Raw genomic sequence first — 24888 nt, 5'->3', positions numbered from 1 at the left:
TCCTCCTAGCTCGCGCAAGACTCACATTCTAGCAATTCTACAGACGTTGAGCGCACATAATAAGTCGTTTTTACACCGCTCGCCCAAGCATTCATATGCAATGCTAGTAAATCTTTCGCCTTAATCGTATTTTGAACATATAAATTAAGTGAAATGCCTTGGTCGATATGACGTGCTCGTGCAGCATTTTGCTTGATTGTCCAATTTTGATCGATGAAATAAGCAGATTTATAATACCAAGTCGTCACAGGTGATAAATCTGGTACTGTTACTGGAATTTTATAATCCTTCTTCTCCTCTGAATAACTCTTTTGGAAAATTGGATCAATCGTAGCCGTACTGCCCGCTAAAATGGATGTTGAAGAGTTCGGTGCAACTGCCATTACATAGCCGTTACGCATACCTTTTTCAGCAACCGCGGCGCGTAAAGCGTTCCATTTTTCACTGTCATAGCCACGTTTGTCAAAATACGCACCCGTATGCCAATCTGAGCCATTAAATAATGGGTAAGCTCCTTTTTCGCATGCCAAATCGTTAGAAGCACGAATTGTTAAATACGCAATTTCTTCATATAGCTTGTCCGCAAATTCTACAGCTTCGTCTGACTCCCATTGAATTTCTTTCAAAGCTAATAAATGGTGCCAGCCAAATGTGCCAAGCCCAATACCACGGTAGCGTAGGTTCGTACGCTCTGCTTGTTTTACTGGAATTGTATTTAGCGCAATAACGTTATCTAACATACGTACTTGCACTGGGATTAATCGTTCTAGAACACCGGCCGGTACTGCTCTTCCTAAATTGATAGATGATAAGTTACATACAACGAAATCTCCAGGCTTGCGACGTGTTACAATGACATCATCTTCTAGTGTAATAGATTCGAATTCAGTAGCTGACATATTCTGGAAGATTTCTGTGCACAGGTTCGAACTGTAAATCATTCCTTCATGCTTATTCGGATTCATGCGATTGACTTCATCACGATAGAACATAAACGGCACGCCTGTTTCTAGCTGTGAGCGCATAATACGCTTCATAATATCAATAGCTGGTACGACTTCACGACTTAACAATGGATTCGCGATACATTCCTCATATTTAGTACGGAAAGAACCGTCACCCTTTTTCTCATCGTAGAAATCCTCTAGTGAGTAGCCCATAACCTCTCGTACTTCATGTGGGTCAAATAAGTGCCACTCCCCACGTGCTTCAACAGTTTCCATAAATATATCCGGTAAGCATAGCCCTGTGAAAATATCATGGGCACGTAAACGTTCATCGCCATTGTTTAAGCGTAAATCTAAAAACGTAAAGACGTCTTTATGCCAAACATCTAGATAGACAGCAATAGCGCCTTGTCGTTGCCCAAGCTGATCGACTGATACCGCCGTATTATTAAGCTGTTTAATCCATGGTAAAACGCCACTTGATGCACCTTTAAAACCTTTAATAGATGAGCCTCGGCTACGAATTTTACCCATATAAACACCAATACCACCGCCGTATTTCGATAATGTTGCGACATCTGTATTCGTGTCATAAATGCTTTGTAAACTGTCATCTACTGTATCGATAAAACAACTTGATAGCTGTCCATGTGTTTTACCCGCATTCGATAATGTCGGTGTGGCAACAGTCATATATAAATTACTCATTGCCCAATAAGATTCACGGACTTTTTCTAAACGATTTTCTGTTTCATCCTGCATCAGAGTCATCGCAATAACCATCCAGCGTTCCTGCGGTAGCTCCACTGGTGTTTTCGTGTAATCACGGACTACATAGCGGTCCATTAATGTTTTTAAACCAATATACGTAAACAACTCATCTCGACTTGATTCTAGGTACGAAGCGAGTTCCTGAAGCTCCTGCTCACTATATTTTGTTGTTAAACTTTCATGATACAATCCAGCTTCTGTATAGTGTGCTAAATGTTCTGGGAAAACTTTATAAACATCTTTCACTGAGACACCACGACGCATTGCAAATTGATCATATAGTTTTTCTAAATATATTTGAGCTGCGATAAATGTCCAGTATGGCTCTTCCTCATCAATAAGGCTAAGCGTTTGTAAAATCATCGCATCTGCCCATGCTTCAAATGTCGCATTGTCGTTTTTTCGTAGCCATCGATCTGATAATCTTACAAAACTTTCAAGTTCATCCTCTGTGTAGTTTTTCTTGAGCTTAGCAATTTGTTGTTCGATTTGAATTGTCATGTAACATTCTCTCCCTTTCCTTCTCCAGCAACACAAAAAGCGATCACGCAACATTTATCGGTTACGTGATCGCTGTAAAATCGGAAATGGAAATGAAGGACATGCACACAAAGAAGTGAACAAATCTCTCGCCTCCACTTCTCAATCCCCGAAGAATGTGTTGCTGTCTTGAACAAATCGGCAGGTCTCCTGGCTCGTGCTTCCTCCAAATGATCACCTTCCCGTTCTTCACAGTGGCCAATTCATCATTTGTCAGCACTTACAGTTGCGGGGACAGCTTCGGCCTAAGATGACTCTCTTTCCGAATTCCCTTTTAAACCATATTGGTACCGCTCGTCCAAAATACTATATATAGTGTTTTAACTCCTAAACAAATCTAACATATTGTGTTTATTGTTGCAATAGGTGTTTTGCACCTTGCACGTTATAAAGTGCTACATTTTCTCGAAGCAAGCCCAATTACAATGCAGTTTTACGTAGTTTTTCAAAATTTCTAGGAAATTTTTTTTGTGCTAGCTGCTCTTTTTCTGGCTGAATTCCTAGCAAAACTACTGCACATGGACCAGCCGATTTCTCAATATCTAAAGAACTTTTGACCTGTTGCTCGCCAAAAAGTCGGGTAAATTCGACTTGTAGACCTTTTGATCCAACTGGCCATACTTGCTGCACTATTCCCTCTTTCCACGCCTCAAAAATAGGTTGGAGCTGCGCCACATCTTTAGGCTGTGCAAGGATTTCATTGCCTACAAGCGGTAATCCATAGGTGTACCAACTAAGCTGTTCATACTTAGTTGCTGTACGTGTTTGCTGCTCACCTAGCATCGTTATAGACAAACCAGATTGTAGAGTCGGCATATTGGACTCTGTACTACCGTCTATTTGTGGACAATTAAGACCCGTCTCAGCAAAAACCTGCTGAATGCCTGCAACGTAACGAGCCCATGCAGCATCCCCTGAAAAATTAGCGAGTATAATATGGCTTGGTAAAGCATTTGCAGCAAGCTGCTCTAAAAAAGTAACACGTGCCGTTAAATATGCCGTCAGTTTGTCTGAAGCAGACACAACATCTTGTGGTTTTTCGCCAATTGCTGCGGCATTATCAGATGTTGCAATCAACCCGCCTATTTGTATTGCATTTCTCAATGTACTCGACCTTCCTTACGCATAAACACTTTAGAGAGAATTGGCATCGCAATGGCAACAATCACTAGATTTATGAGTGTTGCCAATGGAAGACTAGTCAGTGATGCCCAGTAAAATGCAGGACTAATGATAAAGTAAAATGGTAAAGGTGCAACAACACCATTGAAAACAAGTGCCACAGGCCATTTCCAGAAACGCATTCCTTTTTTATGCATTACCCCAAAGACCCATACAACAATAAACATTTCTACTGCGATAATAATATGTAGTGGCCCATATGGAAAGCCAGTAGTTAAGGCTGAGATAAAATGCCCAATGACTCCCGCAACCCCTGCTAATACTGGAGATAAAAATACAACGCTCAACAATGCAGGTGTAGAGTCAAGCGCAGCAGTTGAAATAAATGTTGGAATTTTAATGACTGCACCAACTGCACAAATTGCCGCTACCATGGCAGTGAGCGTCAATTTCATCAATCTTTGTCGATCCATCCCATTTCCTCTTTCCTGTTATATTTGGCTCGTCATCCATAACGTAGGTCGATTTCTGTTCCCGTTGGACGCTTGGTCGCTGACGCGCAGAGCAAAGCGCTTTCAAGGGGTGCCAAGCCTCCACTCCGATCAACTTATTTACAAAGCATACGTCCTACCAATCTTATCCCTAAATGAACAGCCTATTAAATTTTTTAAAACTATATTATTTGATTCGTTCCCCGATACCGTACCAAATACGTACGACTTGTTCGGCTTCAGCGAATAATGCCTGGTACAAACGCCCACATGTATCACGCAACAATCGTGCCTGTTTTTCCATTGGCACAACTCCACGACCCATATCGGTCACTATTATATAGACTGCACATTTTTTTTCAAGAGTCTTTAATCTTGTCAAAATGGTTTTGACAAGGGGTTCATCATCCTCAAGATTTTGTGTCACGAGCCATTTCTCTATGTTTTTAATAATTAGTACATTACAGGCTGGGCTGGCATCAGGTAGATTGCCATCTACTAGCTCAACTTTTTGACCTGCAAGCAATTTCATGACATAGTCGGTTTTTCCACTATAGGCGCCTCCGATAAAGACATGCATCTCGCTCCCTCCTCCCAAGCCTTTCTTGTAAACGTTAAAGAAAACATTTTATCATGCGGTGTTTGATATGACCAAAAAGTTTGCTCAGTCGGTGCAAATTCTACAAGAAGTGCTCGAATAACTCCACCATGGACAACGAGATGATAAACACCTTCACCTTTTGGTAACTCAGTGAACCCTTCAATGACTCGCGCACAAAAAGCATCAAAGCCTTCCCCCCTTGGAGGCAGTGACTGTACAGGGTCATCTAACCATGCACAATAGCGACTATCTGTTTTCAAGTCCTCATATGTTCGTCCTTCAAATGCACCGAAGTTCGACTCTCGAAATCTTTTATCAGACACATATGTTGCATTCGGAAAATAATGGGCAGCGGTTTCCCTACAACGCAGCAAATCACTACCATACACCTTCGTGACTTCTGAATCTACTATAGTCAGCAAAGATGCATCAGCTAATGAAGAATCTGTCCAGCCAATATATCGCTTCTCCAAATTTTCCTTTGTTGGGGCATGTCTCATTAAGTGAACAATAACAACGTCACCCACAGTACAACCTCCATTCCTTCAATTGATGCACCGAGTAAATCTCCAGAAACACCACCAAAGTTGCGCACTGTAAATTGCCGGAAGACTAAAAAGGCAATCGCTAATACAGCTATCAACACTAGAGGAACAATTGAGAAACCTAAGACAAACAACAAGCTACTATACGCCACAACTAAAGTGATAAGCATAAAGGTAATGAGTATTCCCGGCTTAATATGTGTTTTAAAAAAGTAGGCAAGCCCCTTTTCTTTTGAGCATTTGAGCGACATAAAATAAAAGCTCATGCCTACTCTTGTTAATAACGGAATAAATACAGGCATCCATAGTGCAAATTTATGCTGTACGAATAACTCATGCAGTATCACAAATTTGCCAAGCACTAGAAATAGCACAGATAGTACTCCAAATGCGCCAACACGTGGATCATCTAAAATTTCTAGCCGCTTCTCACGATCTCGATACGAAAAATAAGCATCCCCCATATCAATAAAACCATCTAAATGCAAACCACCCGTAAATAAGGCAAATAATCCGACAATCACAAAAGTAAGCAAAATTTCACTGCTTGCCGTCCATTCTGTTAAACAATAGATCACCGCCGCCACTGTAGTACCCATGAGAGCCCCTATCCATGGTAAAAAAGCGAACATCCCGGTAATAGTTGCCTTTGTTAACGGAATTTCTTTATGTACCGGCAAAACTGTAAAAAATTGAAACGCAAGTTGTATACTATGCCAGAAATTTTTCATCGTCTTGCCTTCCTTCTTTTTATTTTCAAAGCGTCATTTATTATTTCCATTTCTTTACGACACCATAATTTATTTCATACGCCTCATCCGCTATAGAAACGAACCATTGATGTAATTTCCCAAGGGTTTGGCGGTATACTTCTACTTCCTCGCTAGAATATGGAGGCTCATCGAATAATTCGTTTGAGACGATAAAAAACGTCACCCTTTTCTCAAGTAACGTCTCTACCGCCCTTTTTAAAACATCAAGCTTTCGCTCTAAACAGCTAGGTTGTTCCACACAGGGAGTTCCCGTGTCAAAACCCTCGTAAAAAGCATTTGTCAGCCATGTCGTAACACAGTCCCATAACACAACATCTCCATCAGTCAGTTTATGCAATGTTTTTGCTATGTCATAAGGTGCTTCTATCGTCAACCATTCCATATTTTGTGCTTGTCTATCTGTTTGATGACGTACTATTCGCTTCTCCATCTCTTCGTCCAACGCTACTCCAGAAGCAATATAAATAAGTCGTCGTGCTTGGTTAAATTCTGTTTGATAGTGAGTAACAGCCGCTTTTTCAGCAAAGTGGGATTTACCACTACGTACTCCCCCTGTAATGAAAATTAGTGGCATCGTTAAGCCTCCTGTTGTAAATGTTGAATGTTCCCGATATCTTTTACGAGCCATTGTTGCTCGACTTTCTCAATAATCGTGACACTTGTACCATTTATAAATGGTTCTGCCCATAGCTGATTGATGCTTCGCCCTAAAATGGCGTTAATGACGCATTTAATCGTTACAGCATGGGACACAATTAAAACATTATTCTCGGGATATTGTTCTGCAATTTTCGATAACGTAAATAGGGCTCGTTCTGTTACCGTACCAAAGCTTTCCGTATGGGTTGCGACGAATTGTCCTGGATAATCGGTATATAATTCATAATCAAGGCGATGTGTAGTCATAATGTCCTCGACTGTTTTCCCTTGCCAATCGCCTAAAAAAATTTCCCGTAAATTATCCTCATAATAGATTGGAAGCTGGCGATTATCTAGAAGAATATGCAGCGTTTCCTTAGCACGGCCACTTGAACTACTATATGCCGCTGCAAAAGAGCATTTTTTCAAATGATCTCGAAGTTTTTCTGCATGTAAAATACCATCCTCGGATAATGGCGAATCTAACCATCCCTGTAGTCGATGCTCTTTATTCCACATCGTTTCGCCATGTCTTATTAAATAAAAAGTTGTCAACTTTCTCACCCCTAAATTTGCAATCAATTGTGCCCTTGCATAATTGTGTCCGGAATCGGCTTTGTGCTTGGACCTACATATGTTTTTTGCCCGAAAGCGCAGCGGCAGCGGCAGATATCTTTTGTGCGAAAGCGTAGCGGCAGCGGCAGATGTCTTTTTGTGCGAAAGCGCAGCGGCAGCGGCAGATGTCTTTTTGTGCGAAAGCGTAGCGGCAGCCACACCGATGCAGGGCAGTTAGCCGTTATCATGGATGCGATGATTTTAGGCTAACATCCCCTATCACACCTTTCCGATTTCGTGACACCCACCGGAGGCTTTAGGCCAATACGAGATTGGTTACTCAGTCGTTGCCACATAATTAGACTGAGTGCCTCTATTTCAGCGGATTTTTTTGTACCGAAAGCCTAGCGTCAGGTACAGATGATTGGACATCTGCAGAAAGGAGACTTAAAACCTTATTCATTTCACCACCTATAGAGGAAGGAGATTTCTGCTGAAAGAAGTTAAACCACGCCTGCAAACAATTTTGTAAATACGTCATAGCCGCAATATCTTTAATGCCAATTCGGAACCATTCTCCATTTAAGCCCAAAAAGTTTTTTGTATGGCGCAAGACGACACCCTTTGATAAACAGTATGTAAAAAATGTATCCGCTTGCTGATTTTTCGGTAATGTAAAACATACAAAATTTGTTACACTATTCGTCACCTGACAACCATGTTCTTGTAAATAGCTCTGTAGCGATTCCCGTTGATTTTTAGCATAGGCAATAGCTTGCTCACAATATTCGTGTTCATCTAAACAGCCAGTGCCTATCACAAGGGCAAAAGCATTTAAGTTCCAATGCGGTAGGATAGACTTTAGATCAGCAACAACTATTGGGCTGGCCACTAAATAGCCTAGACGTAATCCTGGAATCGCATACATTTTGGTCATCGAACGAACAATGATTAAATGAGGATTTTCCGTCACATATTGGATCAAAGAACAGGTCTCATCTACCCAGTCAATAAATGCCTCATCAAAAACCAGCTCACAATTGACCTTTGTACCGTGAGCGATTAATTCGAGAAGCTCCTCTTTCTTAGGAAGCACCCCCGTCGGATTGTTCGGTGTACAAATATATAATGCGTCTGCGTTCGCCATTTCACGCTTCAGATGCTCCATCGGCAATGTGTAATGGACAATATCCTCAACAATGACAGGCACAATTTCAGCGCCTACTGCTCGTAATGTTCGTTCATATTCTGAAAAAGTCGGATGTACGATAATAACACGCTTATTAGCGTAGCGTCTAACTAGAACACTAAAAAGCTCGGATGCACCGTTACCTAGTAATACAGAATCTTTCTGAACTCCATGAAAAGCTGCCACCTTTGATAAAAACGGCTCACCGTCCGGATCTGGATAACGTTGAATGAGCGGATAAAATGTCCGCCAACGCGCCTCAACAAACAGGGGTGGCCCTGCCGAATTAACATTTTCGCTAAAATCATACACCTCTTCGGGCATATTAAGTCCTAGCTGATGATAAACATTTTGCGGATTTGCTCCGTGATTAGGTAATTGCAAAAATTAACACCTCCACTGTTAACATAGCAAGCGTAAAGAGCAAGGTCGCGATACGCATATGAATCACAGACGTTGCAATATGCTCTTTAGTTAATGGAACTAATTTCTCGCCCATTATTGCTCGATAAGAAACGACACCCTTATATGTATTTTTTCCACCAAGCTGTACCCCTAATTGAACAGCTGTAGCTGCTTCTAAATAACCACTATTAGGACTTGGATGCTTTTTCGCATCCTGTGCCCAACGCTTTAAGCGCTTACCGAGAGATACATTCGTTTCATTTTTTGTACCTAGCACCATCAGTAGACCTGTTAATCGACTTGGAATAAAATTTAGTACATCGTCTAGCTTTGCAGCAAACATACCAAACTCTTTATATTGATCGTTTTTATAACCAATCATAGAGTCTAACGTATTGACGGCCTTATAGCCCCATAACCCGATTGCGCCAAATAAAAAGGCATAAAATAGTGGTGCGGTTACACCATCACTCGTATTTTCTGAGACCGTCTCAACAACACCTCGTACAATCTCATCTTCGTCTAACTTCTCCGTGTCACGTCCGACAATCCAAGAAAGCTTGACACGAGCTTCAGCAAAATCGCCTTTAACAAGCGGTTCATAGACTGCCATCGCCGCTTCCTTCAAGCTACGCTGTGCGAGTCCAATCCCAATTAATAATCCCTCAACCAATATGCCGAATAGTGGGCTAACATGATAGCTTAATAGCATAATGGCCGTTACAACAAACATCGTTGTGCCTACTACAGCGAGTGACATTACCATGCCACGGAACTTTCTCATTCTTCCTTTATTCCATAATTCTGTTTGAGATTGAATAAGCTTCCCAATCCAGCGAACTGGATGAGGCATTTTAGGAGGATCACCCACGATTAAATCAAAAACAAGCCCAATGATACAGGCAATCACTAGTGCCATCATAAAGGATTCTCCTCTTTGTCTTTTTTATATTTTTGAATAGCCTCACGCATCGTTTCATAAACACCATGGCCAATGACCTTTCCTAGCATCGTAATCGGTCCAGCATATTGATGGTAATCGCCTTCCTCTGTTGAAGCAATTAACAAACTATCCGTTGAGGTACCTGTAGCTTGTGTACCCGTTGTTGGATCAGTTATCCCCTCATCAATAAGTGCTTTGACCTTAGCCTCTGTCGTAGAAATCATTGCCTGAAATAAAGCTTCATCCGACAATCTTCCATTTATCAGTACCCACGTATTAATAGTCCCAGCATGATACTGCTCCTGACGATGAAAGGCACGTGTAATATCGACGGCATTACCAAGACCTGCCGTAATCATTATGACAAGATGAATTCCTTCATATGTAAACTCACGAATTGTCGCATAGCGGGCATAGACGGCCGTCATCATCGCAACTGTATTATCAATCGGAAAGCCTTCAGACTGCAAAAACCGTTGTAATTCTAACTGCGGTTTACGTTCATCATACGTATAAGGCACTGAACGATTCATCAAATGTGTATAAAAGCCAAAGCCAGGATTATGTACTGCAGAGGAAACGACCTTCATTGGTGAATCTGTTTGGATGGCAACATAATGGTCGGAAATATGAATATCTTCCTTACGTAGTACTGGCATTATCTCGCCCCCTATTCAATATATAACAAAAAATAAAAAAACAAATTCTTACAAAGAAGAATTTGTACTGTTTAGTCTTAAATTAAAAACTTATCCCAAATATAAACCTTTTGAATTTGCGTACAGATCACAACTTCATAATACTCGAATTATTTATTTTTTTGAAATTGTATCACAAATCCACATTTTATCACAATTCTATTTTGAGATATTCCGCTATTGCCTTTGTTTTAAAGTTTTAAAACGAATAATTGATCCCGCAATGATAAACACCCAGCCAATACCGATATAAACAATTTTCATTGTTTTTGTCGAAGACGGTAAAATATCCATGATCGTTAAACACACAAATAGTATACCAATCATTGATAGCAACATACCAATTGATAATTTTTTCAACAGAAAGACCTCCAATCAATGTACGCCCTTGATTTTACCGTATTCCCGTCAAAAAGAAAACACTAATCCAGTTTAAGGATTAGCGTTTACACCACATTTACGGGCAGTAATTGATCTGTACCGAAAGCGCAGTGGCAGGTACAAGACTCCACCCAAAACTTTAGCGAAAGCAAAAAGTTAGGTAGAACATTAGCTGCCCGTTACAGTGTGGCTGAAGAACCCCACTGATTAATACTTTTGTCCCTTATACTCTCACATGTGCAAAAAACTCCCCATAAAGTGCTTGTAAAATTTGATTTTCATATTCTTGTAGTACACCGAATACTAGACTAACTTCAGATGAGCCTTGATTAATCATCTCTATATTTGCACCTGTTTTTGAAATTGCAGTTGCAGCACGTGCCGCTAGACCCGTGTTATTTCGCATGCCTTCGCCTACAATAACAATCATAGAAAACCCATGACGCATTTGCACATCATCCGCATTCAACTCATTTTTTACACGAGCTAAAATTCTTTCTTCATTTTCAAGTGTAATTTGATTTGAACGCATAATAACAGAAATATCGTCCAAACCAGACGGTGTGTGTTCATATGAAATATTTTCATCTTCTAAAATTTGTAGAAGCTTACGGCCAAAGCCTACTTCCCTATTCATCAAATATTTCGACACATATAAAGTTGAAAAGCCACTGTCTGCCGAGATACCTGTAACCGGACGTCCTGTTACAGAACGTCTTGGGACAATACGAGTACCCGGAGCTGATGGATTATTTGTATTTTTTATGTTAACTGGCACCCCAATCTTGTACACAGGCATCAACGCTTCATCATGGAAAACCGAAAAGCCTGCATAGGATAATTCGCGCATTTCGCGATACGTAATTTCTTTAATTTCCACTGGATCATTCACAACTTTCGGATTCGCGGAGAACACACAGTCCACATCCGTAAAGTTTTCATATAGCTCTGCTTCAACAGCAGCTGCCAAAATAGAGCCTGTAATATCTGAGCCACCACGATCAAATGTACGTAGTATGCCAGCTTTAGTGTAACCAAAGAAACCCGGGAATACAATAATTTCCTTGGTATATTTTAGGGGGGCTAAATTTACATAAGCCTCTGGTAAAGCATACGTTCGTTCAGGTAAATCATTGACGACCAAACCGTCTTTTGGACTTACGTAGCGTGCCGGCAAACCGATTGAATTAAAATAAGCAGCGATTAGCTTCGCGTTATTGTCTTCCCCTGCCGCTTTGATGCTATCGATAAATAATTCCTTATTCGATTTATCACCTTGTACACGTTCACGTAAATCTTCAGCGATTACGTCACAAATTGTATGATCTAATTCCAAACCATCCGCAATCGCCATAAAGCGATTAACAACGATTTGTAATTTTTCTTCAATTTCTTCATTTTTTAATGCTGCCATTGCTAGGTTAATTAATAAGTCAGTTACCTTTATATCGTCACCAGAACGCTTCCCAGGTGCAGAAACGGCTACGATTTTACGTGCCGGATTAGATTTTACAATGTTTGCTACTTTTTGAATTTGCTCTGCGCTTGCTACAGATGTTCCACCAAATTTACATACGATCATAACCATCAAATCCTAACTTTTTAAATTAAGTGTATTCCTCCAAAAAACAATTGAATGTACACAGTGTACAAATTATCGTTCCCCACGTCAATACAATTTAAAAAATTCACGCAATTAATCGAAAGAAAATGGACAATTTTCACACTGTTTGATTTATTATACGGATTTCGTAGGAAATAGTTAAGGTTTTTACAAATTTTTTTCATAAAATTCCTATAATCGTACAAATATTCGTCTGAACTAGCTGAAATCATCAAATTTACAGAATTTTTCAACGTTAGATCTAGCATAAAAAAACAAACCACGGTCTTTTCGAAAATAAATGTGGTAGTATTTGCTTGTATAAAGATAAGATGTATCAATTCAACAGCAGAATGTGGGTCTTTATTACAACAACTACAAGCCGAAGCTCTTCGGACATGATCCCAAGATTAGCCTATCAAGGTTTCATGCCCCTCACACTTTGAGTCGTAATAAAACCAAATAACGAAACGTACACCATGCAAGAACTAGTTGTACATACTTAAATTAGCAAGTGTTTTTCAATAAACTTGAATTAATTATGCCTCGGCATAATTGTGTTCGGAATCGGTTTGTGATGCACAAAAAACCCCTTACGACTCGGTAATACGCCGGAGGCTTTAACTTCTTTCTTCGACACCCGATGAAAAAGTGACTTAAACCACATTCTTCCTACCAACTATAGGGTGGGCGATGAATACTGAAAGAAGTTAAATTGTAGTGTCTTTCTTCTATATTAATTGAAGAAAACGCTTTCCCCATTATGATATGCAGAAAAACTTGTGATGTTTGTGCTATTTCGAATGATGTCAAGTAATTCTTTTTTGGATTTTTTATCTATTTTAGGTGGGTATTGCTTTGATTTGCGTTGGTTTCAGCTTTTATTCTATGGAGGGCTGGCTTAATAGGAACCAGAGCAGTTTGTTGAGGGACTAATCACTTTTTTCTTGGTAAGTGAAGCATACAAAAAATAACTCATTTTCGTTTACTATGCCAAAGCAGATCATTTTATAGCAAAAGCCCTAACATAACGTTATGCTAGGGCTTTTGTATTGTATGTTAAATCAATCCAATTACATTTAAAAATACGATAATAATTGCAATTGGTGCTATATAGCGAAGTAAGAATAACCATAATACAAATAATTTATAGCCTTTATTTTTACTTACACCTAGTTCTTGCATTAACACATCTTTCTTCATTTTAAACGGTACGAAGATCGCCACTAATAGTACACCGAGTGGCATAAGAACATTACTTACTGCAAAGTCTGCTAAATCAAAGACTGTTTTTCCAAACAATTGCACATCGCTTAATACACCAAATGATAGCGCCGATGGAATCCCTACAACAAAGATTAGTAATCCGACCATCAATGCCATTTTTTCACGTTTCCCTTTACCTTTTGTTGTTAAAGAGGCAACGCTAATTTCTAACATGGAAATGGCTGATGTTATAGTTGCAAAGAAAAATAGTAATAAGAAAATAATGAAGAAAAATTTTCCGAATGCCATTTTACTGAAAATAGCTGGCAAGACAATAAATAATAGACCTGGTCCTTGTGATGGTTCCATTCCAAATGCGAAAACTACAGGGAAAATAGCAAGTCCTGCAAGCAATGTAATCACAAGCGTTAAACCGACGATAGAAAATGCGGAACGCGGTAAACTTTCTTCTTTCGGTAAGTATGAGCTATACGTAACCATTACTCCAACACCGACAGATAACGAGAAGAACGATTGCCCCATCGCATATAAAATAATTTCAGATGTTACATTTGAGAAATCAGGCTGTAAGAAGAAGCGAACCCCTTCTTCAGCTCCATCTAATGTAAGAGCACGAATAATTAAGACAAAGAATAAAACAAATAGTGCTGGCATGAAATATTTATTTACTTTTTCAACACCATTTTGCACTCCTTTACTAACGATAAATATAGTAATAAGGATAAATAATAGCTGTGACCCAACCGCTAAAAATGGATTGGCAATGATATCATTAAAAGTGGCTTCGTACGCGCCATTTCCTTCCCATAGTTTACCTGTAATTGCATTCCATAAATATAGTAAAATCCATCCTCCTACAACACTGTAAAATGAAAGCAATATGAAACATGTTACAATTCCTAATTTACCGACCCACGGCCATAGCGTCTTAGGAGCAATATTTCTATATGCATCAACAGCCTCTTTTTGTGTACTTCTTCCAACTACAAATTCCGCCAATAATAATGGTAAACCAATTAATAAAGTAAAACCGATGAAAATAAGGAAGAACGCACCGCCACCTCCAATACCGGCCATATACGGGAACTTCCAAATTGCGCCAAGACCGATTGCCGAGCCTGCTGCTGCTAAAATGAAACCTAATTTCGATGTCCATTGCTGCGATTCCATCTCTTAATCTCCTCTCTTTTTCTATTTCTTTTTTATTACAATTCGGTTCTTATTCATATTGGTCTATCGTAAGTCCTTTCAAATAAAAATCGCCTCAACGACAACGTAGGGATCATAAAAAAATCACGATACTACCCTAGTTATGAAGATACAACAAGAATAAAACCTTAACAAAAAACGCCCCTACGCAAATACGTAGGGACGATTAAATATCGCGGTACCACCCTAGTTATGAAGATATAACAAGAGTAAAGCCTTAATAAAAAACGTCCCTACGTTAATACGTAGGGACGATTAAATATCGCGGTACCACCCTAGTTATGAAAATACAACAAGAGGAAGACCTTAAAAAAAACGTCCCTACGTTAATACGTAGGGACGATATATATCGCGGTACCACCCTAGTTGTGAAAAAAATTCTTCACCACTTTATTTGATAACGGTATTCACTACCGTCTTCCACTTCCTCACATTTTGTGATTTATGAAAGATGCTCCAGGTCGAAATTCATGATAATCTATATACTGATTCGCACCAACCATCAGTTCTCTGAAATAGGGAGATTTTCACTACTTAATCCTATCATTGCCCAAATATTAATTTTCCGAATTGATACTATCATTTTTATCACACATTAAATACTGGCGTCAAGTCATTTCCCAAGATTCCATCCGTCACTTGGGCGTGTCTTCCGTCGCTCTGACGATTCTTTCCGTCACTTGAGCGGCTCCATCCGTCGTTCTGACGATTCTTTCCGTCGCTTCGATCGTTCCAAGTGTCAAGTCCTTAATATTGTGTAAAATTCTATACAAAGTTTTTCAACCTTGATTTTAGTTTTTTTAATTTTTACAGCTTACATTGGAATTCGCCGCTAAAACTTTGAGTTTCGCCGCCAACCACACAAAGAACGCCGCTAAACCATAAAGTTTCGCTGCTAACAAGCTTTTTCGCGGTTCTATCAGCGATGTTCGCGATTCTATCCGTCGCTCTGGCGATTCTTATTTCTATTCGCCAACCCTCTTCTCATCCCTCTAATAAATCCCTTGATATAAACTTCCTATATTTACATACAGATGTTCTAAGCTTTCTAAAAAATATAGATCTCCTTTAATCGGCACCGGCTATTATTTAACATCTTACATATTTTCGTTTGAAACCAAGTCTTCCTTTATCTACGTCCTTTTGAATACTTTCATAAGCGTGTAGGATACTACTTTTTTTATTATCCCGTCTAACTTCTACTGGACCTACTTCCTTTGCAATTTCGACAGCCTTTTCATGGAGCGGGAAATATGAAAGCCCAACAGTGTATAGAAAATTATTCATAGCAGATTTCGTTCGTTCTGGCGATTCGTGAATCTTATTTTTCACAATTTCAATCATGTTGGCAATTTTACTCTCGGAAAATTCATCGTCTGAGCGATTCCCTAAAAGCCAACAGTAGCAACTCCAACCTGCTGACATTCTCAGCTCTACACCGCTTGCGATCCATTTGTCAGCAACTTCTTGTGCAATATCTGCTTCTGCTAAAGTCACTGCAACCACATAATCAGATAGCATATAAAAATATGCCGCATCCATCCACCGATCAAAATCTGACATAGTCATCGCCTTTGGATCTGCAATAATGCCTGCAAAGTACATTGCATCGTAATTCCCTGTAGCATACAGTTCTTCAGCTAACGGTTGATTTATTTTTATTTTTTTAGCTATTGGCTTCATTGCACCTGTTGCCACGCCAAAAAGCGGCTCGTGCGCACCATTGGACATATACATTTTTTTAGTTCGTTCCTTGCCTAGAGCCTCAAGCTCCTGCATTACCATTTCTAGATTCATTTTTTGCACTTCCTTTTTGGAGTATTCCGTCTAAGATTTTGCCATAATCATTATCCTATAAACAATTAATGATGGAAAACTAAAATGCTTTCATTATTTTTTACAATATGTGTTAATATTTCAATGATAAGGGGTGGTACTTTGGTAAACTTTTTTAACAAATATTCAAAATACATAGCGTTACTCATTTTTATATTTGAAATAATTTATTTTGGAATTCCCGATTATGTAAAGCCTGTTTTTGTTTATGAATACTTGATATTTTTCGGTTTGTCTTATTTATTTGCTATTATTCAAGATTTTTTTAATCCAAGTGAAAAAACAGATATATTATTACGTGTTGTCATCATTATGAGCTCTCTCGTCATATTGCTTACCTCTATTTACTATAAAGCAACGTTTTCACTTATTTTTTCTATGATAATGTTTAGTGCGATTAGTTTCACTTTATATTTAGCAATCAAGCACAACAAAATGAATAAGCAGCAGGATTACTGACCTGAAATGAATATTATTTCATTCCACAGATTATCGATTGAACCTTACCATAATTGTGTATCGAGTAGCTTGATAGAGACGCCTATGATACGATTACACATAAGTAACTTCATTTGTTTTTTATGAACGTTAGTAAAATCTAGTGAACAACAATATTAAAGGATGGTAATCAATTGAGCAACGAGCAAAATAATAATAAATTTATATACACATATGTCCATCATGTTGACGAGTACGATCTATGTAGAATGGAGATGCGTTCATTTTTTAGCCTTGATTCCCAATCAAACTATATAATAAGCCCTATTAAAATTGATCCAAGCCGTAGCCCTTTTATACAGGACAGACTTGAAGTGCTATATGAAGATAATAGCGCAGAAAACATCATGACAATGGTGAAGGATATAAACATAAATGAAGCAACTTTTAAAGTAGTTTGTTTAAATAGTATGGCTATAGGTGAGACGAAGAAAATCCCTCAATCAGAGCGTCGATTGTTAGAACGTGAGATAGGATTATGTATTGATGGAGAACCAGACCTAAATCACCCTGACATTGTATTCGGTCTTATGTTAGTAGATGGGATCTGGTATTTTGGAAAGTATATGAAGAGTGAATCCATTTGGCGTAAACATTTACACAAACCAAATAGTTATTCAACGGCACTTAGTACAAGAGTAGCTCGTGCTGTTGCGAATATCGCAGTTCCTCAGCCTCAAAATATTCGTGCGATCGACCCTTGTTGTGGTATTGGGACAGTAGTAATTGAAGCCCTTTCCATGGGAATTAATATGGAAGGGCGAGATATATATTATAATGTTTGCAAAGGTTCCCGAGAAAATATCGCTTATTTTGGATTAACAGGCAAAATTACAGTAGGTCCCATCTCGGAAGTAACGGAACACTATGATGTTGCTATAATTGATCTACCTTATAACTTATTTACGCATTCATCACCAGAAGATCAATTTGATATTATAAAACATGCTCGCCGAATTGCCGATAAGGTTGTTGTCGTTACAATTGAAACAATTGATGACATGATAAAAGATGCAGGTTTGATAATAAAAGATCGATGCGTTGCTAAAAAACAATCGTTTTTACGTCAAATTCTATTATGTGAATAACTTAGTTTTTGGGTACAACATAAGCGGCAATTTACTGAATATCATTTCTATAAAAATCCGTTACATAAAACAGAGACCTGGACGATTATCTAGGTCTCTTTTTTTAAAAATGTCAAAGCTTCTTCGGATCCATTCACAGCCCTGTTTGGTAGTCTATGTCCCGTAATCCAAACCGCCACCCCAGTCCCTACAATATCAGAGCTGAGCAAAACCTCTTTCAATCTAATTCTAAAAGGCTAAAAGATACTGTCTCATCATCATTTGTTCTGTAGTTCATACATTGTACATTGTAGTTAATATAGGATACCTTTATCAGAAGAAATCAAAAATCGTCTATCAGGCTGATCTTACAGTTATCGCGACCCTATTAGAGAAATGAAATACAGTTTGATCAAAACACCCTCGCAAGCCTGCAATTTTCATTTAAATAAAAAGAATCCACTTTGAACAAAGATTGATCAAAATGGATGCTCCCTTAGCAGATTTAAGTTTGATATAAAAAATGAATCGCTTAAAAGATCATGAACAATCGCGCCCGATCGATATAAATATTATAAAATCGGTTTTTTCTTCGACATTTCTTTCCGAGAGATCCTATTTTACTAAGGATTCTGTTATTTTCGCATCTAGATTTTTCATCGCCAACATCGAATTATCCTGAATGATTCCTGTATCTACAAAATCAAACGAAGCATATAATTTTTTAGCTTTGATATTACTTGTTCGATAAAAGAGGGCTACATATTCTGCTTCCCCATATGGCATAGTTTCAATATCCATCAACATTTTTTCAAAGGCTAGTTTGCCATATCCTTTCCCCTGATAACTCTTTTCGATCATAATATGCCAAATAAAATAGCACTTCTTCCCGTAAAAAACTTCATTTTCAAATGATTCGTGATCCAACGTATCATAAATATACATCAAAAATCCAACGACAACTTCATCGGCATAAATAGCAAAAGGAGTCGCTGGTACCCCGTCTGCGTTCAACACGTGAGCGTCTGCAAAGCTTCTGAGGTTAGTAGTTTCTATAAAAACTTTCTGGTTTTCCCCAACTTCAAGCGCTATTACTTCATCTATGTTATCCCTGGTTATTTTTCGTAATTCAATCATTTTTTTATCTCCTCTCCTAAGACGAGCCACTTACACACATACCCTGTATATTTCTATAATTCCAAAATTGTATAATTATACCAAATGGTTTTGTAACCTTTAGTTCTAAGAAATACATAGGAGAAATAATAAACAAAACTCAAATTATTCATTAAAGGATAATTTGTTGTTTTCATTTATTTTCTCTACTTTCTTATTTTAAAATTGTTCAATTCCATATATTAAAACGATACATAGATACATTCAGTTTTTTATTATAAATTTCTCATCTCATAGATTTTTTGTAAGGTATTAAGGTGCAATGATTTATCTTCGGGCGATTTAGCGAATTTATACCACTCCACGAGCCTGTATCCGAACATAGCAAGAATTAGTTCATAGATACAATGATCGGATATATGGGACACATCCGCATATTCCGAAAAACCCCTGTAATATGCCGGAATGCATTTTTGGTAGTATTCAAGCATATGACTAATATCCGCTTCATCTGTTATTAAACTGGCGATATCCTCGCCCATGTACCCCCATCCGGCGGTATCCCAATCGATAAGTACGATTTTACTGTCCGAATAGAATATGTTGGCCACCCAAAAATCTCTGTGGCAAAGCACTACTGGTAGCTTTTCAATTCGACTGAATATTTCCCTCGCATTGTTATCTAAGTCTATGAGCATTTTACACAGGTGCTTCGGGATTTCACAGTCATCGGAGCGTATATAATCATACAAAACATTCCATGACCGATAATGCAGATAGTAGTTTTTCATATACTCAACCTTGCTTAAATTGGATAAATTTTGCAACAATTTTGGTCGTTCAGTGTACAACTTGCCTTGGAATCGCCCCAATTCCTCAGCTATATGTTCATACATTTCCGAAGTTAGATTTAAGCCTGACACACCATCAATATATTCCATCCACAGTTGAATCTCATCGCCATTTATTTCGGCGTGATAACACTCTGGCCAACGGAACGAGTCAAAGAAAATCTTTTTAAAATCTGATGTATAGAGGTCGTATTCCCTACGCCATGAATCCGGATCACCATAACGCTCAAATTTTTTCTGTGTTTTCCAAACTATCTTATACGGCACATGTTCACCTTCAGAAGTTTCAGCCATGCCTGTTACAAGCCGAACAATTCCTATTGTCCCACCTTGCAACTCTTTAAGTTGATAATCTGCGTGGATTATCGTCTTGTCGAGCATTTTATTCAAAACAAGCGTTAGTATTTCGGGCTTTACAAACTTTTCATTATTGTTGTTCATTTCTTGTATCCTCCTTTTTTATCCTTATGTCGCATAGCAATCGACTTTTGCCACGCCCGTTTATCTATGAGATACCCCGATTTATCATCCACAAATTTGTTTTCCCGCTTCTGTACAAGGTAACGCTCCCAATGCTCTGGTGCCAATGAACCATCAGCAAGGGCTGCAAGAACTGCGCAGTCTGGCTCCGTCTGGTGGCGGCAGTCATTGAAGCGACACTGTGTGAATAATTCCTCCACATCGTTAAATCCTGCGCTAATCCCGTCGTCCGCATCAAACAGCCCAAGTTCACGCATACCAGGTGTATCAATAACCATCGCACCGGAAGGGAGCATGAACAGCTGGCGATGCGTTGTTGTGTGCCGGCCTCGGCTGTCGGCCTCGCGGATAGCCTTGACAGTCATCACCTCCTGATTCATTAAAGCGTTTAGCAACGAAGATTTTCCCACACCAGACATACCGAGTAATACCACGGTTTTCTCTGGTTGCAGATATTCGTTTAACCCGTCTAAACCAGCCCCGGTATGGCTGGAAACTGCGTGTACCGGCACATCAGGAGCGGCTTTCTGAACTTCAGCTATCGATGCGCTTAAATCCGTGGCCAAGTCGGCTTTTGTTAAAATTACGACAGGCTGGCCGCTGCTCTGCCGTGCCTGTGTCAGGTAGCGCATGATGCGGCTGACCTTGAAATCCCAGTTTAAGGACGACATGATAAATACGTAATCAAAATTCGTTGCTACGACTTGCTCCAGTATGGTTTTGACATACCCTGCTGCGTGTCCCGAATAGTCAGCGCGGGAAAATTTCGAGCGGCGAGGCAGCAGTTTGGCAATGCGCGATGCACCGTTTTCGTTGTATTGCAGAAATACAAAATCGCCAACGCATGGAAAATCCTCCCGCGTCACCGCGGTGTGATAGAAAGTGCCCTTCAATACAGCCGTCACTTCTCCTCGTTCGGTGATGACGGTATATTGCTCTCGCTGTAATTCCGTAACCCTTCCAGGTATTAAACCTATCGGCGGCGATTCGACTTCAATATAGCCGAATTGTTTCAAATCAATCATTGAACCGATCCTCTCCTAACGTTGTTTTTGGGCATAAAAATACCGCGAACAAGCAGCCTCCTAAGAAGCTGCTGTTTCGCGGATAAAAGTCAAAAGTCGACTATAATCAAAAAGGAATACGACCTTGGATCGTATCCTGCTAACAGCAGTATTCATGAAAGGTTACTGTTTACGGCATAGCAAAAAACACGGGTAATCCACCCGGTTGCTCTCATTCCAAGTTCTAATTAAAGATTGGAATTTACTATGCCCGATTTTCGGTTAAGCTAAAACCACCAATACCATATAAGTTGTCATTACAAACATCTCCTTTCATAGAAAAAATTGGGATATAACCCCACTCATATATTGTGACATAACCCTTTGTGAAAAATCAACAGAATATTTGGTCATCAGCAAATTTTATCGATCAGCTGCCTCTCACCCCAATCCCCTAACTAGCGCATCTAAAATGAGAAAAGCTACCTTCATTCGTTGTTTATTTTTTAATGGACTATTATTGCTTTTTAAATTCACGAAATAACAAAACAGATGAATGCAAAAAACTCCATTTTGAAAAAATTTGATCAAAATGGAGTTTTATAAAAATGAGCCTTCTTCAACTATCTGTATTCATTTCAAAAGATAACCTTCCGTTTCTACCCTTTTTTATTTTCAACATCGAATTGGCATTTTCTTGAAATTCATATGAAACTTTCACTTCTTCAACTGTACAGTTATTGCCAGCAAGATAACTTAATATTTTGTCTAGATGCTGATACCTTTTTCCCTCTAAATCGACTAAAGGAAAAATACGAACTTCTTCTTTTGTAACCCTCAACAGCTCGTTTAGCGTTTCTAAGTGAAATTGATAATCTAACCTATCTGCGTACATAAATAAAAAATGTGCTGAGAGAAGAATCTCAAATTCATCATTCTTAAATGGCAAAGTAGGCAATTTAACAGGAACATATCTTTCACTCGATTTTTTCATATCATTATCAAAATCTTGTAAAGCCGTTAAACGAAATTTTCTAAGACATTCAATATCCTTGAAATAGTCCCATTTATAGTTAGTTTTAGCTTTTTCCATATGCTTCATTGCGTGTTCAATATCTCGAAGACCTTTATTTTTTAGGCCTTTACCAGAATGATAATAGGCAATGTCACAAGCGGTTACATCGAAACCTGATTTGTTGCCAATGGCAGTAAATGAACAAGCTCCTGCTGGACAATCAAGTATTTTCTTTCCTCGAAGTTCGTCTTCTGAAAGGGAGAACATATCCAAATATTCTTCAAAAGTTCTCCCAATGAAAATTATTCTCTCTAAATCTAACTTAGTACTATGCTTTATTTTACTCAGCTAAACTCACCCACCCTTCTAAAAGTACATTCATAATACCATAAAATAGTAATATTTACCTTTTTCAAAACACCCCGTTAGCCCTAGCATTCTATGGAATGAAATGAGCTCAATAAATGAAAATGAGCAGCGTAATATACTCAATGATTTTTAATCAACGCTGATTTCCTCAGCCAACTCCAAAATAATTCCCTCTGGACCACGAACGTAGCATAATTTATAACTTTCCTCATATTGCTGTATCTCACTAAAGATATCCGTACCCTTCTTTTTCAATTTGGCAACAACAGCTTCAATATCTTCAACAGTAAATGCAATATGTCGGAGACCCAATGTATTTGCAAAGGGTTGCTGAATATCTTTTTCATCTGACGGTGTATAAAATTTGATTAGCTCTATCCAAGTCTGACCGTCTGTCGTTCCCAATCCTACACATGCTACTTTAGCGTCATTCAGCCCAACTGCATATCCCATTAACTCTCCTTCCATTTCCCATTCCCCTTTCACTTCAAGTCCAAAATCGAGAAAAAACTCTTTAGCGGCAGCAAGATCATTTACGATTACACCCACATGATCTATTCTTTTAATCTTCATATTTCATACCTCCATACTGTTTCCTGTTATTTTGCAATATTCTTTATTCAAATTCTAGTATTAACAAAGGGACGATTACTATAATAAAAAGATACCAGCATTGCCAGTGGCTTTATTTCATGGCTTTAGCCATATTATAACCGTAAATCATTGTTCCACTTGATTTTAAAAACCTTCTGACAGAGTGAATCATACGTAACGGACAGGTTACACATTCCTTTGGCCTTGTGAATTTTAGTGTTCGGTACTTTTCATCGAAGCTGTCGTAACAGTAGCTGTGTTTACGTACACATGTCGGTCTGAAATGCTCATCAAATCCAAGATACTCTCCTTCGTTGCTGATATTCCGTCGCTCTAGCTCTTCTTTCCGTCACTTCGACTCTTCTTTCCGTCGTTCGGATTTCTTTCCGTCACTTCGACTCTTCTTTCCGTCGCTCTGGTTCTTCTTTCCGTCACTTCGCCTCTTCTTTCCGTCGCTTCGACTCTTCCTTCCGTCGCTCGGATTTCTTTCCGTCACTTCGACTCTTCTTTCCGTCACTTCGACTCTTCTTTCCGTCACTTCGCCTCTTCTTTCCGTCGCTTCGACTCTTCCTTCCGTCGCTCGGATTTCTTTCCGTCACTTCGCCTCTTCTTTCCGTCGCTTGGATTTCTTTCCGTCACTTCGCCTCTTCTTTCCGTCGCTCTGGCTCTTCTTTCCGTCGCTTTGACTCTTCCTTCCGTCGTTCGGATTTCTTTCCGTCGTTCGGATTTCTTTCCGTCACTTCGACTCTTCCTTCCGTCGCTCGGATTTCTTTCCGTCACTTCGACTCTTCTTTCCGTCGCTCTGGTTCTTCTTTCCGTCACTTCGCCTCTTCTTTCCGTCGCTTCGACTCTTCCTTCCGTCGCTCGGATTTCTTTCCGTCACTTCGACTCTGCTTTCCGTCGTTTTGACTCTTGTTTCCGTCGCTCGGATTTCTTTCCGTCGCTCTGGCTCTTCTTTCCGTCGCTTCGACTGTTCCTTCCGTCTCTCTAGCTCTAATTTCCGTCTTTGACCCTTCTTTCCGTCGCTTCGGCTCTTCTTTCCGTCGCTCTAGCCCTTCTTTCCGTCACTTCGACTCTTCTTTCCGTCGCTTGGATTTCTTTCCGTCACTTCGATTCTTCTTTCCGTCACTTCGACTCTTCCTTCCGTCGCTCGGATTTCTTTCCGTCGCCTCGACTCTTCCTTCCGTCGCCTCGACTCTTCCATCCGTCGCCTCGACTCTTCCTTCCGTCGCTCGAATCGCCAAAATAAAAAAGCATAGACTTCAAATAAAATAAAGTCTACGCTTATTTCTTATTTTGTTCCGCCGTAAATAATGGTTACATTTGGATGATTCAACAATTGGCTTGCTGGGAAATCTTCAGTGATAATACCACTTTTTAATTTTTCCATAGCCTCTAGCTTTTTTTCACCAAATGCAA

Annotated in this window: 22 protein-coding genes, 2 pseudogenes, 1 riboswitch and 1 other annotated feature; of the genes and pseudogenes, 2 read left to right on the top strand and 22 right to left on the bottom strand. The window is 39.2% G+C overall.

Annotation, left to right across the window (positions count from 1 at the left end):
* Positions 1-5: 5 nt before the first annotated feature.
* The 15 genes from MY533_RS09530 to MY533_RS09460 all read right to left on the bottom strand — a co-directional run bounded on the left by MY533_RS09530 (position 6) and on the right by MY533_RS09460 (position 16436).
* The gene (locus MY533_RS09530; RefSeq protein WP_248718916.1) at positions 6-2219 is read right to left on the bottom strand and encodes a ribonucleoside-diphosphate reductase subunit alpha; all 2214 of its coding nucleotides are present in this window, start codon (positions 2217-2219) and stop codon (positions 6-8) included.
* 161 nt (positions 2220-2380) lie between these two features.
* Positions 2381-2568, bottom strand: a riboswitch (cobalamin riboswitch).
* Positions 2569-2678: 110 nt separating this feature from the next.
* Positions 2679-3362, bottom strand: coding sequence for a hypothetical protein (locus tag MY533_RS09525; protein ID WP_248718915.1), 684 nt, complete (start codon positions 3360-3362; stop codon positions 2679-2681).
* Entirely contained in the window at positions 3359-3853 is a 495-nt protein-coding gene (locus MY533_RS09520) for an ECF transporter S component (protein ID WP_248718914.1), read from the bottom strand. The genes MY533_RS09525 and MY533_RS09520 overlap by 4 nt, the downstream gene beginning before the upstream one ends.
* Positions 3854-4058: 205 nt before the next feature.
* Positions 4059-4451 carry a bifunctional adenosylcobinamide kinase/adenosylcobinamide-phosphate guanylyltransferase gene (locus MY533_RS09515; protein ID WP_248718913.1) on the bottom strand — a complete coding sequence of 131 codons (393 nt, stop codon included), beginning with the start codon at positions 4449-4451 and terminating at the stop codon, positions 4059-4061.
* The gene (locus tag MY533_RS09510; protein ID WP_248718912.1) at positions 4400-4999 is read right to left on the bottom strand and encodes a histidine phosphatase family protein; all 600 of its coding nucleotides are present in this window, start codon (positions 4997-4999) and stop codon (positions 4400-4402) included. The genes MY533_RS09515 and MY533_RS09510 overlap by 52 nt, the downstream gene beginning before the upstream one ends.
* Positions 4972-5748, bottom strand: coding sequence for an adenosylcobinamide-GDP ribazoletransferase (gene cobS, locus MY533_RS09505; RefSeq protein WP_248718911.1), 777 nt, complete (start codon positions 5746-5748; stop codon positions 4972-4974). The genes MY533_RS09510 and cobS overlap by 28 nt, the downstream gene beginning before the upstream one ends.
* Positions 5749-5788: 40 nt before the next feature.
* Positions 5789-6364 (bottom strand): bifunctional adenosylcobinamide kinase/adenosylcobinamide-phosphate guanylyltransferase, encoded by a 576-nt coding sequence (locus MY533_RS09500; protein ID WP_248718910.1) that lies wholly within the window; start codon positions 6362-6364, stop codon positions 5789-5791.
* A 2-nt stretch (positions 6365-6366) separates the two neighbouring features.
* Complete coding sequence (locus MY533_RS09495) at positions 6367-6984, bottom strand: histidine phosphatase family protein (protein WP_132358482.1); 618 nt, start codon at positions 6982-6984, stop codon at positions 6367-6369.
* Between the two features lie 373 nt (positions 6985-7357).
* Positions 7358-8557, bottom strand: coding sequence for a pyridoxal phosphate-dependent aminotransferase (locus MY533_RS09490; protein ID WP_248718909.1), 1200 nt, complete (start codon positions 8555-8557; stop codon positions 7358-7360).
* Positions 8544-9500, bottom strand: a complete 957-nt coding sequence (cbiB, locus tag MY533_RS09485; protein WP_248718908.1) for an adenosylcobinamide-phosphate synthase CbiB — start codon at positions 9498-9500, stop codon at positions 8544-8546. The genes MY533_RS09490 and cbiB overlap by 14 nt, the downstream gene beginning before the upstream one ends.
* Entirely contained in the window at positions 9497-10180 is a 684-nt protein-coding gene (locus MY533_RS09480; protein ID WP_248718907.1) for an adenosylcobinamide amidohydrolase, read from the bottom strand. Before MY533_RS09480 ends, cbiB begins: the two co-directional genes overlap by 4 nt.
* 216 nt (positions 10181-10396) lie before the next feature.
* The gene (locus MY533_RS09475; protein ID WP_132358490.1) at positions 10397-10579 is read right to left on the bottom strand and encodes a hypothetical protein; all 183 of its coding nucleotides are present in this window, start codon (positions 10577-10579) and stop codon (positions 10397-10399) included.
* A 244-nt stretch (positions 10580-10823) separates the two neighbouring features.
* Positions 10824-12182, bottom strand: a complete 1359-nt coding sequence (locus MY533_RS09470; RefSeq protein ID WP_248718906.1) for an aspartate kinase — start codon at positions 12180-12182, stop codon at positions 10824-10826.
* 1080 nt (positions 12183-13262) lie between these two features.
* Positions 13263-14600 carry a sodium-dependent transporter gene (locus tag MY533_RS09465; protein WP_248718905.1) on the bottom strand — a complete coding sequence of 446 codons (1338 nt, stop codon included), beginning with the start codon at positions 14598-14600 and terminating at the stop codon, positions 13263-13265.
* 371 nt (positions 14601-14971) lie between these two features.
* Positions 14972-15195, bottom strand: a binding site (T-box leader).
* A 533-nt stretch (positions 15196-15728) separates the two neighbouring features.
* A complete protein-coding gene (locus tag MY533_RS09460; protein WP_248718904.1) occupies positions 15729-16436 on the bottom strand; it encodes a DNA alkylation repair protein in 708 nt (235 codons plus the stop codon).
* A gap of 141 nt (positions 16437-16577) precedes the next feature.
* Between MY533_RS09460 and MY533_RS09455 the strand changes: the two genes are divergently transcribed.
* Both MY533_RS09455 and MY533_RS09450 read left to right on the top strand, forming a co-directional pair.
* Positions 16578-16934, top strand: coding sequence for a hypothetical protein (locus MY533_RS09455; RefSeq protein WP_248718903.1), 357 nt, complete (start codon positions 16578-16580; stop codon positions 16932-16934).
* Between the two features lie 173 nt (positions 16935-17107).
* Positions 17108-18061, top strand: a complete 954-nt coding sequence (locus MY533_RS09450; RefSeq protein ID WP_248718902.1) for a TRM11 family SAM-dependent methyltransferase — start codon at positions 17108-17110, stop codon at positions 18059-18061.
* A 594-nt stretch (positions 18062-18655) separates the two neighbouring features.
* On the opposite strand, the gene MY533_RS09445 is transcribed toward MY533_RS09450, so the two are convergent.
* From MY533_RS09445 to MY533_RS09415, 7 genes and pseudogenes are all read right to left on the bottom strand, one after another.
* Positions 18656-19177 carry a GNAT family N-acetyltransferase gene (locus MY533_RS09445; protein WP_248718901.1) on the bottom strand — a complete coding sequence of 174 codons (522 nt, stop codon included), beginning with the start codon at positions 19175-19177 and terminating at the stop codon, positions 18656-18658.
* Between the two features lie 254 nt (positions 19178-19431).
* Entirely contained in the window at positions 19432-20448 is a 1017-nt protein-coding gene (locus MY533_RS09440) for an aminoglycoside phosphotransferase family protein (protein ID WP_248718900.1), read from the bottom strand.
* On the bottom strand, positions 20445-21512 hold the full coding sequence (gene rsgA, locus MY533_RS09435) for a ribosome small subunit-dependent GTPase A (protein WP_248718899.1): 1068 nt from the start codon (positions 21510-21512) through the stop codon (positions 20445-20447). The genes MY533_RS09440 and rsgA overlap by 4 nt, the downstream gene beginning before the upstream one ends.
* Before the next feature lie 598 nt (positions 21513-22110).
* Entirely contained in the window at positions 22111-22854 is a 744-nt protein-coding gene (locus tag MY533_RS09430; protein WP_248719188.1) for an SAM-dependent methyltransferase, read from the bottom strand.
* A 150-nt stretch (positions 22855-23004) separates the two neighbouring features.
* Positions 23005-23448, bottom strand: coding sequence for a VOC family protein (locus tag MY533_RS09425; protein WP_248718898.1), 444 nt, complete (start codon positions 23446-23448; stop codon positions 23005-23007).
* A 140-nt stretch (positions 23449-23588) separates the two neighbouring features.
* Positions 23589-23794, bottom strand: a pseudogene (locus tag MY533_RS09420) (IS5/IS1182 family transposase); the annotation flags it as partial.
* A gap of 966 nt (positions 23795-24760) precedes the next feature.
* Positions 24761-24888 (bottom strand): annotated as a pseudogene (locus MY533_RS09415) (glucosamine-6-phosphate deaminase); the annotation flags it as partial.

This window comes from Lysinibacillus sp. Ag94, assembly GCF_023242215.1.
In the GTDB taxonomy this organism is placed as follows: domain Bacteria; phylum Bacillota; class Bacilli; order Bacillales_A; family Planococcaceae; genus Lysinibacillus.
This window is presented reverse-complemented; position numbering and strand designations above follow the sequence as displayed.

Coding starts and splice junctions, on each gene's coding strand:
- MY533_RS09530 (WP_248718916.1), bottom strand. CDS start 2,219: ATGACAATTCAAATCGAACAACAAATTGCTAAGCTCAAGAAAAACTAC.
- MY533_RS09520 (WP_248718914.1), bottom strand. CDS start 3,853: ATGGATCGACAAAGATTGATGAAATTGACGCTCACTGCCATGGTAGCG.
- MY533_RS09515 (WP_248718913.1), bottom strand. CDS start 4,451: ATGCATGTCTTTATCGGAGGCGCCTATAGTGGAAAAACCGACTATGTC.
- cobS (WP_248718911.1), bottom strand. CDS start 5,748: ATGAAAAATTTCTGGCATAGTATACAACTTGCGTTTCAATTTTTTACA.
- MY533_RS09500 (WP_248718910.1), bottom strand. CDS start 6,364: ATGCCACTAATTTTCATTACAGGGGGAGTACGTAGTGGTAAATCCCAC.
- cbiB (WP_248718908.1), bottom strand. CDS start 9,500: ATGATGGCACTAGTGATTGCCTGTATCATTGGGCTTGTTTTTGATTTA.
- MY533_RS09480 (WP_248718907.1), bottom strand. CDS start 10,180: ATGCCAGTACTACGTAAGGAAGATATTCATATTTCCGACCATTATGTT.
- MY533_RS09470 (WP_248718906.1), bottom strand. CDS start 12,182: ATGATCGTATGTAAATTTGGTGGAACATCTGTAGCAAGCGCAGAGCAA.
- MY533_RS09465 (WP_248718905.1), bottom strand. CDS start 14,600: ATGGAATCGCAGCAATGGACATCGAAATTAGGTTTCATTTTAGCAGCA.
- MY533_RS09460 (WP_248718904.1), bottom strand. CDS start 16,436: ATGAATCTAGAAATGGTAATGCAGGAGCTTGAGGCTCTAGGCAAGGAA.
- MY533_RS09445 (WP_248718901.1), bottom strand. CDS start 19,177: ATGATTGAATTACGAAAAATAACCAGGGATAACATAGATGAAGTAATA.
- MY533_RS09440 (WP_248718900.1), bottom strand. CDS start 20,448: ATGAACAACAATAATGAAAAGTTTGTAAAGCCCGAAATACTAACGCTT.
- rsgA (WP_248718899.1), bottom strand. CDS start 21,512: ATGATTGATTTGAAACAATTCGGCTATATTGAAGTCGAATCGCCGCCG.
- MY533_RS09425 (WP_248718898.1), bottom strand. CDS start 23,448: ATGAAGATTAAAAGAATAGATCATGTGGGTGTAATCGTAAATGATCTT.